Annotated in this window: 13 protein-coding genes; 6 read left to right on the plus strand and 7 right to left on the minus strand. The window is 65.8% G+C overall.

The features are described 5' to 3' along the window. Positions 1 to 6: 6 nt before the first annotated feature. From ACFOLG_RS03170 to lptF, 4 genes are read right to left on the minus strand one after another with little or no spacing between them, the layout of a single operon-like run. Positions 7 to 456 carry a MaoC family dehydratase gene (locus ACFOLG_RS03170; protein ID WP_386088276.1) on the minus strand — a complete coding sequence of 150 codons (450 nt, stop codon included), beginning with the start codon at positions 454 to 456 and terminating at the stop codon, positions 7 to 9. A 7-nt stretch (positions 457 to 463) separates the two neighbouring features. Continuing rightward, on the minus strand, positions 464 to 3,040 hold the full coding sequence (locus ACFOLG_RS03175) for a [protein-PII] uridylyltransferase (RefSeq protein ID WP_386088278.1): 2,577 nt from the start codon (positions 3,038 to 3,040) through the stop codon (positions 464 to 466). Beyond that, the gene (gene lptG, locus ACFOLG_RS03180) at positions 3,037 to 4,113 is read right to left on the minus strand and encodes an LPS export ABC transporter permease LptG (protein ID WP_386088280.1); all 1,077 of its coding nucleotides are present in this window, start codon (positions 4,111 to 4,113) and stop codon (positions 3,037 to 3,039) included. The genes ACFOLG_RS03175 and lptG overlap by 4 nt, the downstream gene beginning before the upstream one ends. Next, complete coding sequence (lptF, locus tag ACFOLG_RS03185; protein WP_386088282.1) at positions 4,110 to 5,219, minus strand: LPS export ABC transporter permease LptF; 1,110 nt, start codon at positions 5,217 to 5,219, stop codon at positions 4,110 to 4,112. The genes lptG and lptF overlap by 4 nt, the downstream gene beginning before the upstream one ends. Positions 5,220 to 5,385: 166 nt before the next feature. Here lptF and ACFOLG_RS03190 point away from each other — a divergent pair, with 166 nt between their 5' ends. From ACFOLG_RS03190 to ACFOLG_RS03210, 5 genes are read left to right on the plus strand one after another with little or no spacing between them, the layout of a single operon-like run. Then, positions 5,386 to 6,948: a leucyl aminopeptidase gene (locus ACFOLG_RS03190; RefSeq protein WP_386088284.1), complete on the plus strand. Its 1,563-nt coding sequence runs from the start codon at positions 5,386 to 5,388 to the stop codon at positions 6,946 to 6,948. Further along, positions 6,935 to 7,363 (plus strand): DNA polymerase III subunit chi, encoded by a 429-nt coding sequence (locus tag ACFOLG_RS03195; RefSeq protein ID WP_386088286.1) that lies wholly within the window; start codon positions 6,935 to 6,937, stop codon positions 7,361 to 7,363. The genes ACFOLG_RS03190 and ACFOLG_RS03195 overlap by 14 nt, the downstream gene beginning before the upstream one ends. Continuing rightward, positions 7,360 to 9,732 carry a hypothetical protein gene (locus ACFOLG_RS03200; RefSeq protein ID WP_386088288.1) on the plus strand — a complete coding sequence of 791 codons (2,373 nt, stop codon included), beginning with the start codon at positions 7,360 to 7,362 and terminating at the stop codon, positions 9,730 to 9,732. Before ACFOLG_RS03195 ends, ACFOLG_RS03200 begins: the two co-directional genes overlap by 4 nt. After that, on the plus strand, positions 9,732 to 10,295 hold the full coding sequence (locus ACFOLG_RS03205) for a cob(I)yrinic acid a,c-diamide adenosyltransferase (protein WP_386088290.1): 564 nt from the start codon (positions 9,732 to 9,734) through the stop codon (positions 10,293 to 10,295). The genes ACFOLG_RS03200 and ACFOLG_RS03205 overlap by 1 nt, the downstream gene beginning before the upstream one ends. 57 nt (positions 10,296 to 10,352) lie before the next feature. Then, a complete protein-coding gene (locus ACFOLG_RS03210; RefSeq protein WP_386088292.1) occupies positions 10,353 to 10,946 on the plus strand; it encodes a thermonuclease family protein in 594 nt (197 codons plus the stop codon). A 7-nt stretch (positions 10,947 to 10,953) separates the two neighbouring features. Here the strand turns inward: ACFOLG_RS03210 and ACFOLG_RS03215 are convergent, their stop codons facing one another. Further along, positions 10,954 to 12,144 (minus strand): EAL domain-containing response regulator, encoded by a 1,191-nt coding sequence (locus ACFOLG_RS03215; RefSeq protein WP_386088294.1) that lies wholly within the window; start codon positions 12,142 to 12,144, stop codon positions 10,954 to 10,956. 144 nt (positions 12,145 to 12,288) lie between these two features. On the opposite strand from ACFOLG_RS03215, the gene ACFOLG_RS03220 reads away from it, so the two are divergent. Beyond that, a complete protein-coding gene (locus ACFOLG_RS03220) occupies positions 12,289 to 12,834 on the plus strand; it encodes a hypothetical protein (protein WP_386088296.1) in 546 nt (181 codons plus the stop codon). 74 nt (positions 12,835 to 12,908) lie between these two features. Here ACFOLG_RS03220 and ACFOLG_RS03225 read toward each other — a convergent pair whose 3' ends face one another. Then, positions 12,909 to 14,135, minus strand: coding sequence for a multifunctional CCA addition/repair protein (locus ACFOLG_RS03225; protein ID WP_386088298.1), 1,227 nt, complete (start codon positions 14,133 to 14,135; stop codon positions 12,909 to 12,911). Next, positions 14,132 to 15,073 (minus strand): complex I NDUFA9 subunit family protein, encoded by a 942-nt coding sequence (locus tag ACFOLG_RS03230; protein WP_386088300.1) that lies wholly within the window; start codon positions 15,071 to 15,073, stop codon positions 14,132 to 14,134. Before ACFOLG_RS03230 ends, ACFOLG_RS03225 begins: the two co-directional genes overlap by 4 nt.

A 15,073-nucleotide genomic window follows, 5' to 3' on the forward strand; every position in this document is an offset into this window, starting at 1 on the left:
CGGCGATCAGGGCTGGCGCACCGCCACCCAGATCGCCGTTTCCAGTGACATCACTTCTTCCTGTTGCTGATTGCGCGTCACCCAGCGCAGTTTCACCACGCCAAAGTCCGGCTGCGAGCCGGAGCGCTTCCCCGACAATACTTCCACACTGGCCTGCAGCGTGTCGCCGGCGCGGGTTGGCCGCGGCCAGCGCATCTTGTCGACGCCCATGCCTACTAGGCCGCCTGCCACGCTGCGGCCGAAATCGCTGTCCACTACCAGGCGCATGGTGAGGCTGCTGGTGTGCCAGCCGCTGGCCGCCAGGCCGGCAAACACGCTGCCTACGGCACGGGCGTTGTCGGTATGAAAATACTGCGGGTCGTACTGATGGGCGAAGGCGTGAATATCCTGCTCGCTCAGCGTGACGCTGGCGGTGTGGAAGCGCAGGCCGGGGGTGAGGTCTTCGAAATAGAGCATGGCGGGTCTAGATGCGCAGGCTGTTGATCAAGTCGTTTTCCAATGCCAGCAGGGTCTTGTCATCGCCGAGGCAGGCGGACGACAGCAGGAACGAGTCTTCCACCCGGCCGCCCAACGTCATGATCTTGGCCGAATCGACGCTGACGCGGTAATCGGACAATACCTTGGCGATGCGCGCCAGCAGGCCGGGGGAGTCGGCAGCGGTGATCGACAGCACATAGTGGCGGCCCTTGTCGTCCGGGCGGATCAGCACCTGCGGGCGGATCGGGAAGTGCTTCTGGTGGCGGTTCAGGCGGCCCTTGGGCGGCAGCTGGATCGGATCCTGCCGTTGCAGCGTGGCGGCCAGCTCGAACTCGATGAAGTTGATCAGGTCGCGGTAGTTGCTGTCGTGGAATTCCGGCAGGAACACGTGGAAAGTATCCAGCGCGTAGTTGTGGCGCGTGGTGTAGATCTTGGCGTCGGCAATGCTGTAGTTGTGGCGCCCCAGAAAGGCGCAGATGCGGGCAAACAGCTCCGGCTGGTCCGGGGTGTATACCAGCAGCTGCAGACCGTCCTTGTTGTCGTCCAGCAGGCGGGCGCGCACCACCGGCTCTGTGGTGTGCAGGCAGCGATTGAGCAGGCGGGTATGCCAGGCGATCTCGCGCGGTTCGTGGCGCAGGAAGTACACCATGTCCAGCTGCGCCCAGAACGCCTGTTCGGCGCCTTCCGGTACGGTGTTCAGGCGCAGCAGCTTGCGCGCCGCGGTCTTGCGTTCTTCCAGCTCGGAATCGGCATCGATCTGCCCGCCGCGGGTCAGCGTACGCAGCGTGGCGTGATAGAGGTCTTCCAGCAGCTTGGCTTTCCACGCATTCCACACCTTGGGGCTGGTGCCGCGGATGTCGGCCACCGTCAGAATGTAGAGTGCGGCCAACCAGCGTGGGCGTTGCGCCAGATCGGCAAACTGCTGGATGGTGGCCGGGTCGTAGATGTCCTGCTTCTGCGCGATGCTGGACATGGTGAGGTGGTGTTGCACCAGCCAGATCACCAGCGCACGGTCGTCGCCGGCGATGCCGTGCGTGTCACAGAATTGCGCCGCGTCGGCCATGCCCAGCTGTGAGTGGTCGCCGCCGCGGCCCTTGGCGATGTCGTGCAGCATGCCGGCGATGTACAGCAGTTCCGGCTTGTCGAAGTCATTGATCAGCCGCGACAGCAGCGGGTATTCGTGGGTGAACTCCGGCACCGCGAAGCGGCGCAGGTTGCGCACCACCATCAGGATGTGTTCGTCCACGGTGTAGACGTGGAACAGGTCGTGCTGCATCTGACCGATGATGCGGCCGAACGCCGGCCAGTATTTGCCCAGCACTCCGTACAGGTTCATGCGCCGCAGGGTGCGGGTCAGGCCGCGGCCCTCGCGGAACAGCTGCATGAACAGCTGCAGGTTCTGCGGGTCGTGGCGGAAGCGCTCGTTGATCTGGCGGCGGGCATGCCACAGCGCGCGCAGGGTGCGCGGCGCCATGCCGTTCAGCGCGTGGCGCTGCATGTGCAGGAAGGCCAGCAGGATGGTGGACGGTTCGCGGTCGAACACGTCGCTGTCGTAGATGCCCAGCATGTTGTTGACGCTGTAGAAGTGCTGGTCCAGCTGCTGGGTGGTGCGTGGCACGTCGCACAGCAGCCGCGCGCGCAGATTGGGCAGCAGGATGCCGTTGAGCTGGCTGACGTTCTTGGCCGATTTGTAATACAGCTGCATCAGCTGCTCGCTGGCGCGCTTGGCCTTGTTGTCGGCGAGGCCGGCCATGCTGGCCACCTGCTGTTGCAGGTCGAAGATCAGCCGGTCTTCGCGGCGCCGCGCCGCCAGGTGCAGGTCGATGCGGATCTGCTCCAGCTGTCGCTCGCTGTAGCGGATCAGGCGCGCTTCCGACGGGGTGAGAATCTCGTTGCGGGTCAGCGATTCCCAGTTCTGCCCCACGCCGATGGCCTTGCTGATCCACAGGATAGTGTGCAGGTCGCGCAGGCCGCCCGGGCTTTCCTTGACGTTGGGCTCCAGGTTACTGGTTACGCCGAAGTGCTTGGTGTGGCGCTGCTGCTGCTCCAGCAGCTTGCCTTCCAGGAACGCCAGCGGGTCGCGATGCTTTTCTACCGCGGCGTTCAGTTGCTGGTACAGCGCCGGGTTGCCGGCCAGCAGACGGTTTTCCAGCAGCGTGGTTTCCACCGTGATGTCCTGCGCCGCTTCGCTCAGGCACTGCTGCACGGTGCGTACGCTGTGGCCGACTTCCAGGCCGATGTCCCACATCGCGCCGATGAAGTCCTCGACGAAGCCGTTCAGGCTTTGCGAGGTGGCTTCCGGCAGCAGTAGCAGCAGGTCGATGTCGGAATACGGGAATAGTTGGCCGCGACCGTAGCCGCCCACTGCCAGCAGCGCCGCGCGCTGCCCCATGCCCAGCACCTCCCAGGCCGAGCGGATGATGCCGTCGACCAGCTGGCCGTGCCGCAACAGGTAGTCGCGGGCGTTGCGCTGCTCGCGGTAGTCGGCGGCCAGCGCCTCACGCCCTTGCTGCAGGGCCTGGCGCCAGCGCTTGCAATGGGTGTTGCGGCTGTCGGAGCTCATCTTCGTTCCTGTCGCGAGATGGCGGCCACCCCTGCGGCAAGAAACAGCAGGGTGGGCAAGGTGGCTGAAATGATCGGATTCCAGTTATAGAGCAGGCCCATGTGCCCGAACAGGCGGTTGCTGAAGTGGAAGGCGATGCCGATGCAGATGCCGGCAAACAGCTTGATGCCCAGGTCGTTGTGGCGGCCGTTCAGCGGCGTGAACGCCAGCGCCACCATGGCCATGGAGATGCAGGCCAGCGGGTAGAACAGCTTGCTCCACAGTGCGATCTCGTAGCGCTGGGTCTTCTGGCTGTTGTTGCGCAGGTGCTCGATATAGGTCATCAGGTCTAGCGCCGACATTTGCTCCGGCACCACCAGCAGTACCGACAGCAGTTCCGGCTGCAGGATGGAATGCCAGTTCATTTCGGCGATGCGGCCAACCTTGACGCTGTCGGCAGCGAGGTCGGACTGCCGCACGTTCTGCAGCCGCCATTCCTGGCTGTCCGGCAGGTACTGGGCACGCTCGGCGTAGCGGACGCGCGTCAGGCGGTAGTTCTGGTCGTAGGTCTGGATGCGGACGCCGAGCAGGGTGTTGTCCGGCAGCATCTCGCCGATATTGATGATGTTGTTGTCGTCCTTCACCCATAGCCCGGAGCGGAATTCCTGCGCCACCAGCGAATGGGTGGCGTGCAGCTTGATCCGCTCCGCCTGCTGCTCGGCGTACGGCGCGCCGAATTCGCCCAGCAGCAGGGCGATGATGGCGATCACGCCGCCGAACAGCAGCTTGGTGCTGGCGATATCGCGCAGCGACACGCCGCTGGTGCGGATGGCGGTGTACTCCGAGCTGCCGGCCAGTTGCGACATGGCCACCATGGCGCCGATCAGCACCGCCAGCGGCATCAGCTCGTAGGCATGGCCGGGGGCCTGCAGCAGTACATAGGTCACCAGTGTGCCGGCGTGGTAGTTGCCCTTGCCCAGGCTGGGTAGCTGCTGAATGGCATCGAAGAAGCCGTACAGCCCCAGCAGGCTGACCAGCACAAACACGGTGGCGGCGCTAAAGCGGCGCAGCAGATAGTTGCGGATCAGCTTCATGCGGACTGTCTCCGCAACAGGTTTTTCAGGCGTTGCAGCATCGGGCGGGCCGGTCGGTTGTGGTAGTGCAGCAGCAGCAAGGCCAGTGCCAGCATCAGTAAATGGGCGGGCAGGATGCCCAGTGCGGTGGGAATCTTGCCGCTGGCAATGCCGTCGCGCAGCAGCCAGAGCAGGTTCTGGTACAGCAGGTAGGAACCCAGGGCAAAGATCAGGTTGTAGGTGTGGCCGGCGCGCGGGTTGTAGTGGCTCAGCGGGATCGCCAGCAGCGCCAGGATCAGGCCGCACAGCGGCAGCGACAGGCGCCAGGCCAGCTCGGCCTTGTCGGCCGGGGCGCTGCTGCCAAGCAGTTCCAGCGTCGGCCGGCTTTCGCTATTGATGCTCGGGCGCGCCAGCTGGCCCGCCTCGGTGATCTTGACGGTGTAGCGCTTGAATTCCAGTACTTCGAAGTTGCCATTGCCGGGTTCGCCGGTATAGCGGCGGCCGTCCTGCAGCATCAGGATGCGGTTGCCTTCCTCATCGGTGCTGACCTGGCCTTCCTTGGCGAAGATGGACGACACCTCGCCATTGCGGGTGACCTGCACGAACACATTGCGGGTGGCGCCGGACAGTACCGAGTAACTTTCAATGAAGTACACGCGGTCGCCGCTTTGCGATTCCTTGAAGATGCCGGGAGACAGTGCGGTCATGTCTTCGCGCTGCTTCATGGTCTCGGCGTATTCCTTGCTGCGCTGGGTGGCCCACGGTTCGACGATGGTGGTGCCGGCGGCAATCAGCAGGCACAGCGGCAGGGCGAAGCGCATTACCGGGGAGATCCAGTCGGTGAGCGACTTGCCGCTGGCCATCCACACAGCCATTTCCTGCTCGCGCGACATGCGGGTCAGTACCACGATGACGCTGACAAAAATTGTCAGAATCATCAGCACCGGGAAAAAGCCGATCGACCAGAAGCCGATCAGGGCAAAAATGGCGTTGCTGGCAATCAGACCCTGGGCGGCACGTCCCAGCATGTTGATGGTCTGGGTAGAGAGCAAAATCGCGAATAAAACGGAAAAAACGCCGATACTGGTATAAGTCAGCTCGCGGCTGAGGCTTTTTTGAAAAAGCATAAAAACGGGCCTGTTTTGACAATCCGTCGGTAGGGTAGTGATAATTGGAAAGGTTTCAATCGATTGATTGCCGGCCAGGAATCGTGGCTTGGCGGCCGGTTCCGAGTGGGCCACAAGCCTGCTGGAATGCGCCTTGAAGAACCCAACACACACGGTGGAGCGTCTTATGGAGTTTAACATTAAAAGCGGGAGCCCTGAGAAGCAGCGCGTAGCATGCGTTGTGGTCGGCGTTTACGAAACCCGCAAACTGTCTTTTGCTGCCGATCTGCTGGATCGCATCTCCAATGGCTTCATCGCTGACGTGCTCAAGCGTGGCGACATGGATGGCAAGCTGGGCTCTTCCCTGATCCTGCATTCCGTGCCGCATACCCTGTGCGACCGCGTCATGCTGGTCGGCTTGGGCAAGGAGCGCGATTTCCGCGCCAAGGAATACCGTGAGGCGATTCGCGCATCGGTAAAAGCGCTGGCCAGCACCCAGGCCAACGAAGTGGTGAGCTACCTCACCGAGCTGCACGTGAAGAAACACGACGTGGAGTGGATGATCGAGCAGGCCACCGTGGTGACCCAGGATGCGCTGTATCGCTTCGACCGCTTCAAGTCGCGGCAGGAAGAAACCAAGGAGCCGCGCAAGTTCACCCTGGCGGTGCCGCGTCGCAGCGACTTGACCGATGGTGAGCGCGGCCTGGGTCGTGGCCTGGCCATCGCCGCCGGCATGAAGCTGGCCAAGGATCTGGCCAATATGCCGGGCAATATCTGCACCCCTAGCTACCTGGCGGAAACCGCGCGCGAAATGGCGCTGACGTTCGGTGCCGAGGCCGAAGTGATGGGGCCGGCGGAAATCGCCGAACTGAAGATGGATTCCTTCCTGTCGGTAGCCAAGGGCAGCGACGAGGAGGCCCGCTTCGTGGTGCTGAAGCACCTCGGCGCCAAGGACAAGGGTGACCGTCCGCTGGTGCTGGTGGGCAAGGGCCTGACCTTCGACTCCGGCGGCATCTCGCTGAAGCCGGGCGAAGGCATGGACGAAATGAAGTACGACATGGGCGGCGCTGCCGCCGTGCTCGGCGCCTTCCGTGCCGCGGTGGAAATGAAACTGCCGCTGAACCTGATCTGCGTGGTGGCCACCTGCGAAAACATGCCGTCCGGTCGTGCGCTGAAGCCGGGCGACATCGTCACCACCATGTCCGGCCAAACGGTGGAAGTATTGAACACCGACGCCGAAGGCCGTCTGGTGCTGTGCGATGCGCTGACCTATGTCGAGCGTTTCAACCCGGCTACCGTGGTGGACGTGGCTACCCTGACCGGCGCCTGCGTGATTGCGCTGGGCAATGTGGCCACCGGCCTGTACAGCAATCAGGATGGTTTGGCCAAGGAGCTGTGGCAGGCGGGCGAAGAAGTCGGCGACCGCGCCTGGCACATGCCGCTGTGGGACGAATACCAGGAGCTGCTGAAGAGTCCGTTCGCCGACATGGCCAATATCGGCGGCCGTCCGGGTGGCAGTATCAGCGCCGCCTGCTTCCTGTCGCGCTACGCCAAGGCCTACGACTGGGCGCACTTGGATATCGCCGGTACCGCCTGGCGTAGTGGCAAGGACAAGGGCTCCACCGGGCGTCCGGTGCCGATGCTGGTGCAATTCCTGCAGGATCGCGCCGACATCGCGCTGGGCAACGTGGTGCGCCGTGGCCGGCCACGCCGTGAAGTAGTCGAAGCGGTAGAAGATGACGCGGATTGATTTTTACACCCACGTAGCGCAGCCCCGGCACTTTGCCTGCCGGGCGGCGCAGACGGTGTACCGCAAGGGAGAGTCGCTGCTGATCGCCTTGCCGGATGAATCGGCGCTGCAGGCATTCAGCCAGGCGCTGTGGTCATTCGGCGATATCTCCTTCATCCCGCATTGCCAATGGCAGCAGCCGGAAGCCGGCATGACGCCGATCTGGCTGGCCGCCGGCGAATTTCCCGAAGCCGCCGCCGGGCGGGTACTACTGAACCTGTCTCCCGACATGCCGGCCGATCCGGCGGCGTTTTCCCGTATTCTGGAAGTGGTAGGCCAGGACGAGGCGTCCAAAGCGGTGGCGCGCAAGCGCTACCGCCGCTACCTCGACCTGGGCTTTGACATTCACCATCACAACATGAGTGATGCGGCATGACCGATCCGAAACAGAGCGCAAACGACTGGAATCTGCAAAACCTGCCGGTGCTGACCGAGGTGGTCGACGATGAAGACGTCGGCGCCCTGGACGTGCCGGCTTTTGATTTCAGCGCCGAACTGGACGAGCTGGCACGCAGCCTGCCGGCCGAAGACATCCCCGAACTGGAGCTGCCGCCCGAGCTGTCGCTGGATGACGTGCTGGGCGAAGTGGCCGACAGCCAGGCCGACCAGCCGCCGGCCCTGGATGCCAGCAAGCTGATCGAGAGCCTGCCGTCGCTGGACCTGGAGGTGGATCAGCCGGGCGAGCTGACACTGGACGACGTGTTGCCGGGCATGAACATCATGGCAGACAGCGAGGGCGCAGCGGCCGAGAACGCCGACTTTGCTTTTCTGTTGGATGCCGCCGGCGCTGCGGCGCCAGCAGCATCGGCCGAAGCCGGGCTGGACGCACTGTTTGCCCGTGCACGCTTCGAGCCGCTGCTGCCCGCAGCCGATGCGGCTGCCATGCCTGTTGCCGAGCCGTGCAGCGTGGACAGTGACGAGAGCACGGTGGCGGCGCTGGCGGCACAACTGGACCAGTTTGCGGCGCCGGCAGAAATGCCGGACCTGCCTGCCGATGCATTCCTGGCCGACGCCGCGGCCAACGTGGCGACTGACAGCACGCTGATTCCGGCGGCCGAACCGGATCCGGTATGGGCCGACAACTGGCAGCCGCCAGCCTTGCCGGAACCCGCCGACGAGGCGCTGCCGCCGGTTGTGTCCGACGTGCTGGCTGCCGAGCCGCCGTTGCTGGCGGAAGAAGCCGACATGCCTGCACCGGAGCTGGATGGCAGTTACCACGTGTCGATGGATGATTTCCTGGCCGCGCTGCAGCCGGCCGTGACGGCTGGAGAGGCGCCGCAGGTGGCCCCTCCGGCCGTAGCAGGGCTGGCAGTCGATGCGGCCAACCTTGATGCGGCAAGTTCGATCAGCGCCGCCCCGTGGGATGACGCGGTTGTCGCCGCAGAGGCGCTGCCGGTCGATGCCGCGTTTGCGGTGGAAGCGGCCATGCCTGGTGAATTCGAGGCTGGCGAGCCGAGTGAGGCTATCTCTGGCGCCGAGTTGCCGGAGTCTGCGGCGTTGTCGGCCACTGCGGAAGATGCCGTGCTTGCCGCCGATGCGGACTGGTCGTTGGGCGAGCCCGTGGTACCGGACTGGCTGGCGGAGCCGCTGGCACAGCCGGAAGTAACCGCAGCAGCAGCGATGCCGCCGGAGGATGCCGCCGTGCCGGGCCGCGAGGCGGCGGTGGATACCGTAGCGGCAACTGCAGCAGCGACATTGCCGCCGGAAACAGCGGCAGCGGTGGTGCCGGTATTGACTGACGTGGCCGATTCGCTGGCCGACGACGATGGTTGGCCGCAAGAGACGGTGCCAGCCGAGCTGGAGGAGCTGGTCGCCAGACCCGCAATGCCGGCGTCGCCGGCCGCCGCACCGCTGGATTCGGCCGACTGGCAGCCGGAGGCGGAAGCGGCGCTCGACGATGAGGCCGGTTGGCCGCAACAAGCCGAGGCCGAGCTGGCGCCGGTGCTGGCCGACAGCCTTGCCGGTGCGGAGTCGGTTTTGCCGGCAGCGGACGGGCCGCCGCTTGTGGCTGCGGCTGCTGTGACCGCCGAGGTGGCCGCCGACTGGTCCATGCTGGATGCGCCGCCGGATGCACCACGCGCGCCTGCCGAGCCGCCGTTGCAGACCATCTCGCTGGATAGCCTGCCGACTGGCGTGCTGGGCGGCGGTTTGGGCCTGGCCAGTGCGGCGGCTGCCGCTACCGCAGCGGCACAGCTGGGCGCGTCCGCCGAACAACTGCCCGGCGGCGATGGCTGGCCGCTGCGCGATCAGCTGCGCAGCAGTGCCGACGAGCGCGATGTCGAGCTGGACTGGGCGCGGGATCTGCATGCCGAAGCGCCGCAGGCTCCGATGGCGCTGGAGCCGGAGGCGATGGTGATGCGTTCTCGCCGTCAGCCGGCGGCGGAGGACGGCGAACCGGCACTGACCGTTGCGCCTCCGTTCACCATGGCGCCAACGCCGCTGCCGCTGGAGGGTAGCGACATCCGCGTCGAGTCGGTCACGCCGCCGCTGGCGGCCACTGCGCCACTGGGCAATGTGGATGAAGACGCGCTGATCGAGGCGCTGTATGCGCGGGTATTGCCGCGCATGAAGGTCGAGCTGACCTTGTGGATGCAGGATGCACTGGAGCAGCAGGCAAAATCGCTGATCTCCGGCGTTATGCAGCAGATGAAAGAAGATTTTGACATGATGCTGGCGCAGTCGCTGAAGGAGTCGCTACGTGAAGCGCTCGACGAAGTGGCGCCCCGGCACGGCAAGGACAACTGATGGGTCACCGTTTATCCCGCATCATCACCCGTACCGGTGATGCCGGCACCACCGGCCTTGGCGATGGAAGCCGCGTTTCCAAGCATTCGCCGCGTATCCATGCGCTGGGCGAAGTCGACGAGCTTAACTGCATCGTCGGCCTGATCCGTTGCGAGAGCATTCCCGCCGAGGTGGATGCGTTTCTGGCCGAGGTGCAGCACGACCTGTTCGACCTGGGTTCCGAGCTGGCCGTACCCGGCTATCAGGCGCTGCAGGAGGCGCAGCTGGCGATGTTGGAACAGCAGGCGGCCGGCTGGAACGAGCAACTGCCGATGCTGAAGGAGTTCATCCTGCCCGGCGGTTGCAAGGCGGCGGCGCTGGCGCACCAGGCGCGCGCGGTGTGCCGGCGCGCCGAACGCAGCGTAGTGGCGCTGGGTGAGGAAGAAAGCACGCTGCCGGCGCTGCCGCGGCAATATCTGAACCGCCTGTCTGACGTGCTGTTCATCCTGACCCGCCATCTCAACGCTGCGGCCAACGTTAGCGACGTGCTGTGGCGACCGCGACGGCTGCAGCAGGAAAGCTGATGCACACACGGCCTGCGGGCCGTTTTTCATTTTACCGTTCTGCCTGGAGGATGCCCCATGCCCATCAATCGTCGCCAGCTGGCCGCCATCAATACCCTGTTTTCCAATGCCAATCCGGTGCGCAAGCTGCTGGCCGCGCTGGTGCTCGTGACAGCGCTGGCGGCCTGGCTGTGGCCACAGCATGGCGGCGCGGCGTCGGCGCCGGCGGGGGCAGAGCTGCAGGGTACGGTGGTGGCGATCGCCGACGGCGATACGCTGACGCTGCTGGATGCGGCGCAGCGGCAGCATAAGGTGCGCTTCGCGTTTATCGATGCCCCTGAGAAGGCGCAGCCCTATGGCCAGCGCGCGCGCCAGGCGCTGTCCGAGCAGGTGTTCCGCCAGCCGGTGCGGGTAGAGGTGATCGAGCAGGATCGTTATGGCCGCAACGTTGGCCGCGTGTGGCGCCAGGATCAGGACATCAACCTGCTGCTGGTGCAGCAAGGCTATGCCTGGCATTACCGGCAATATGCGCAGAAAACCCAGAGCGGCAGCGATTTTGCCCGCTATGAGGCGGCGCAGCAGCAGGCCGAGCAGGAGCGGCTGGGCTTGTGGCAGCAAGCCACGCCGCAGGCGCCGTGGGACTGGCGCCGCAATCGCCGCGAGGCGGGCTAGCGCGGCATCAGGCCTGGGCGCTGCTGTCCGGGTCGTCCAGCCCCAGGTGTTGCGACAGCTCGCCGGCGCTGACCGGCACACTGAGCAGGAAGCCCTGCAGCTCCAGGTCCGGGTAGCGCCCCTGCAGGTAAGCCAGGTCGTGGCCGTTGTCCAGCCCTTCGGCCACGATGCGCAGCGACAGCTCGCGGCCGATGCGGATGATGCCGTCCAGAATGCTCTGGCTGCGCGGCGAGCGGTGAATGCCGCGAATCAGGCTGCGATCCAGCTTCAGCTCGGTGAGCGGCAGCTCTTTCAGCTGCTCCAGGTTGGTGTGGCCGGTGCCGAAATCATCCAGCGACAGCTCGAAGCCGCGCATGCGCAGCCGCAGCAGCGTTACCAGCGTGTGCCCCAGATCGCTGAAGGCCATGGTTTCGGTGATTTCCAGTACGATGCGTTGCGGTGACAGCCCGCGGGACGCCACCTCGCCCACCAGCCAGTCGAAAAAATCCGCGTCCTCCAGCAGGCTGCGCGACAGATTGATCGACAGCCGCAGATCCTGTGCGCACGGGTCGCGCGCCAGCAGGTCGAGGCTGGTCTGCACGATGCGCCGCGTCAGCAGCACGATAAAGCCCTCGTGCTCCAGGCGGTCGATAAAGCTGCCGGGGCCGATGATGCCGTAGGCCGGATGCTGCCAGCGCGCCAGCGCTTCGATCTGCACCGCGCGGTGCGCGCTCTGGCTGAAGATGGGCTGAAAAAAGGCGCAGAACTGGTTCTGCGCCAGGCCGCTGAAAATCTCGGCCAGCGGGATGGCGCGCTCCAGATTGGGTGGCCGTTTGGCGGCCAGCAGCAGGCGCCGCACCTCGCTCTGGAACATCTCGACATCGATGGGCTTGGCCAGGTAGGCGATGGCGGGGAAACCCAGTTCTTCCGCCGCGCGCATGCAGCCGGCCAGCAGTTCCGGCATGTGCCCGCTCAGCAGCAACAGGGTGGGAATCTGCACCAGCCGCGACAATTGCTCGATCAGCTCGATGCCATCCATGCCGGGCATGTTCAGGTCGGTGATTACCAGGTCCAGCTGTGGCAGCTGGCGCGCCCGTTGCAATGCCCAGCGCCCATCTGGTGCCTCGTGCACCTCGACATCGGGCAGCTGCCGGCACAGCGTGGCCAAGATGGCGCGCTGGCTGCTGCTGTCTTCTGCGATCAGGACGTGGCTGGGCATGATGCCTCCATATCGAATAACAATAGCTTCTATATAAGCTGCCGCCGATAAGTTATCCAGTTGTCCTTGCCGGGGCCGCCGGTATTTGCCGCCCCTAACGCCGTGTGCCATGGCACAATGCCGCCCTTGTCGCCGGAGAACATCATGCAGAACGCCGAACTTTCCCACCGCACCGCCAGCCTGCTGCAGGCGGGGCGCCCCAAGCAGGAGATCTATGCCGAACTGCGCGGCAGCGCCGGCAACGATGCCCGGCTGGCGTATCTGCTGGCCGCCAGCGCCAGCCCGGCGCGCCAGGCGCAGCTGCGGCAGAAGAACCGCGCGCTGATCGTGGTGATGGTGCTGCAGGCCTTGCTGGCGCTGTTCGCCGGCTACAGCGGCGGTCAGCTGCTGGGTGGCAGTGCCGGTCTGTGGCTGGCGTTGTTCTACGCGCTGGTGCCGATCGCCTTTGCCGCCGGCTTTTTGCGTTACCAGGCGGCGGCGTTCAATGTCTACCTGCTGTACACGCTGATCCGCCTGCCGCAGCTGCTGGAGCAGGCGCTGGCGGGCGGCCTGCTCGAACTGTGGCTGCTGCTGTTGGCGGTGCTGACCCTGCTGCTGAGCTGGCATGTGCGCCGCGGGCTGTTTCCGGATTTCACCGTTACCTTGCAGCCGCGCCGCGATGCCAGCGGCAACTTCAGCTTCTGGGACTGAGCGGCAGGATGAAAGTCAAAACGGCCAGGCGCTGACGCCTGGCCGTTTTGCTGTCCATGGCCCGCCGCGCGGACTCAGCAGCGGGCCGCCCACTGCTGCTTGCAGGCGACAAGCGCTTGCAGCCGGGCGGCGTCCACCGCCTGCGGGATGGCCTTCTTGTCGACGCAGTCGCGCGCCACGGCGCCGGCATCCACCGCGGCGGCTGCGGCCAACATGGCGGCCAGGTAGTCGGCTTGCGGGTAGTCCACGGTTTCGAAGTGCAGCCGGCCGCGGGCGTCGGCCAGGCAGGCAGCCAGCAGCTGGCCGAAGCGCTCCGGCCGGCGCAGCGCGTCGCAGTCGCGCAGCAGGCGCTGCACGGTGTCGGCGCGCAGGGCGAAGGCGGTATGCACCTTGGTGTGCTGCAGCGCGGTGATGCGCGCCAGGTCACGGCAGTCGCTCGGCACCCGCAGCCGCTCGCACAGCGCCAGCAGCGGCGCTTCGCCACGCTGTTCGTGGCCGATGTGGCGCGGCAGGATGTCGGCCGGCGTCAGTGCCTTGCCCAGGTCGTGCAGCAGGCAGGCGAAGCGCACCGCCAGCGGCTCATGGTTGGCCGCAGCGTAATCCAGCACCCGCAGCACGTGGTCGCCGGTGTCGATCTCCGGGTGGTAGTCGGCGCGCTGCGGCACGCCGAACAGCGCATCCACCTCCGGCAGCAGCCGCGCCAGCGCGCCGCAGTCGCGCAGCACCAGCAGCATGCGCGACGGGGTGTCGGTCATCAGGCCCTTGGCCAGTTCCTGCCACACCCGCTCCGCCACCAGCGCATCCACCTCGCCAGCGGCCACCATTTGCCGCATCAGCGCCATGGTTTCCGGCGCCACGCTGAAGTCGAAGCGGGCGGCAAAGCGCGCCAGGCGCAGGATGCGTACCGGATCCTCGGCAAACGCCGGGCTGACATGGCGCAGCACGCGGGCGCGGAGGTCGGCGATGCCGCCGTAGGGGTCGATCAGGCTGCCGTCGTCATCCTCGGCAATGGCATTGATGGTGAGGTCGCGGCGGATCAGGTCTTCTTCCAGCGTCACGTCCGGCGCGGCGTGAAAGGTAAAGCCGTGATAGCCGCGGCCAACCTTGCGCTCGGTGCGCGCCAGCGCGTATTCCTCCTGCGTCCTGGGGTGCAGGAATACCGGGAAATCCTTGCCCACCGGGCGGAAGCCGCGTGCCTGCATCGCCTCCGGCGTGGCGCCCACTACTACCCAATCCCTGTCCTTTACCGGCAGCCCCAGCAGGCGGTCGCGCACCGCGCCGCCAACGATATAGCACTTCATCGGCGTGCCGCCTTGGCCCGGTAGCCATCCAGCTGGCGCTTGAAGCCGGCCTGCCCCAGGTACAGCGGCGCCACGCTTTGCAGCGCCGCGGGCGCAAAGCCGAGCAGGGCGCTGGGGAAGGGCTGGCTGCTGACGTTGTCTACCCGCAGCGAGCGCACGTTGTCGCGGCTCAGGAGCGTGGGGCCGGGCAGCCACTCCATCAGCGTGGCCTGCAGCATGGCCAGGCTTTCCGGCAGGGCGATGATGGGGCGCGGGTGGCCGGCAAGGTTGGCCGCATACGCCACCAGCTGGCGCAGGGTGTAAACGCCGGGGCCGGCGAGCTCCAGCGTCTGGCCGATGCTGGCCGGTTTGCGCAGGCAGGCGGCCACCGCGCGGGCGACATCCTCCACCCACACCGGGGCAAAGCGCGTGTCGGCGCCGCCCAGTGGCAGCAGCGGTGCACTGGCGGCCAGGCTGGCGAACATGGTGAGGAAGCTGTCGCCGGCGCCGAATACCACCGACGGGCGCAGGATGGTGTAGTCGAGGCCGCTGGCCCGCACCAGCGCTTCGCCCTTGCCCTTGGTCTGCTGATAGTCGCTGGGCGCGTTTTCCGCGGCGCCCAGCGCGCTGATGTGCAGCAGGCGGCGGATGCCCAGCTGCTGGCAGGCGGCGACGATATTGCCCACCAGCGTGACATGGGCGCGTTCGAAGGCGGCGCGGCTGCCATGCAGGATGCCCACCATGCTGATTACCGCGTCGTGGCCAGCCAGCAAGTCAAACAGTTGCTGCCGGTCGTGCACATTGCATTCCACCAGCTCCGCCGTCGGCAGATGCAGAAACGCCTCGCGATGCCGTTCGCGGTTGCGGGTGGCGATGTCCAGGCTGTGGCCGTCGCGGCTCAGCTGTTCGGCGATGTAGCTGCCGATGAAACCGGCGCCGCCAATAATGGCAATTTTCAT

Origin of the sequence: Vogesella facilis, from assembly GCF_042648525.1 — a bacterium.
Taxonomy (GTDB): Bacteria; Pseudomonadota; Gammaproteobacteria; order Burkholderiales; family Chromobacteriaceae; genus Vogesella; species Vogesella facilis.

Coding starts and splice junctions, on each gene's coding strand:
- ACFOLG_RS03225 (WP_386088298.1), bottom strand. CDS start 14,135: ATGAAGTGCTATATCGTTGGCGGCGCGGTGCGCGACCGCCTGCTGGGG.
- lptG (WP_386088280.1), bottom strand. CDS start 4,113: ATGAAGCTGATCCGCAACTATCTGCTGCGCCGCTTTAGCGCCGCCACC.
- ACFOLG_RS03170 (WP_386088276.1), bottom strand. CDS start 456: ATGCTCTATTTCGAAGACCTCACCCCCGGCCTGCGCTTCCACACCGCC.
- ACFOLG_RS03230 (WP_386088300.1), bottom strand. CDS start 15,073: ATGAAAATTGCCATTATTGGCGGCGCCGGTTTCATCGGCAGCTACATC.
- ACFOLG_RS03220 (WP_386088296.1), top strand. CDS start 12,289: ATGCAGAACGCCGAACTTTCCCACCGCACCGCCAGCCTGCTGCAGGCG.
- ACFOLG_RS03215 (WP_386088294.1), bottom strand. CDS start 12,144: ATGCCCAGCCACGTCCTGATCGCAGAAGACAGCAGCAGCCAGCGCGCC.
- ACFOLG_RS03175 (WP_386088278.1), bottom strand. CDS start 3,040: ATGAGCTCCGACAGCCGCAACACCCATTGCAAGCGCTGGCGCCAGGCC.
- lptF (WP_386088282.1), bottom strand. CDS start 5,219: ATGCTTTTTCAAAAAAGCCTCAGCCGCGAGCTGACTTATACCAGTATC.
- ACFOLG_RS03190 (WP_386088284.1), top strand. CDS start 5,386: ATGGAGTTTAACATTAAAAGCGGGAGCCCTGAGAAGCAGCGCGTAGCA.
- ACFOLG_RS03200 (WP_386088288.1), top strand. CDS start 7,360: ATGACCGATCCGAAACAGAGCGCAAACGACTGGAATCTGCAAAACCTG.
- ACFOLG_RS03210 (WP_386088292.1), top strand. CDS start 10,353: ATGCCCATCAATCGTCGCCAGCTGGCCGCCATCAATACCCTGTTTTCC.
- ACFOLG_RS03205 (WP_386088290.1), top strand. CDS start 9,732: ATGGGTCACCGTTTATCCCGCATCATCACCCGTACCGGTGATGCCGGC.
- ACFOLG_RS03195 (WP_386088286.1), top strand. CDS start 6,935: ATGACGCGGATTGATTTTTACACCCACGTAGCGCAGCCCCGGCACTTT.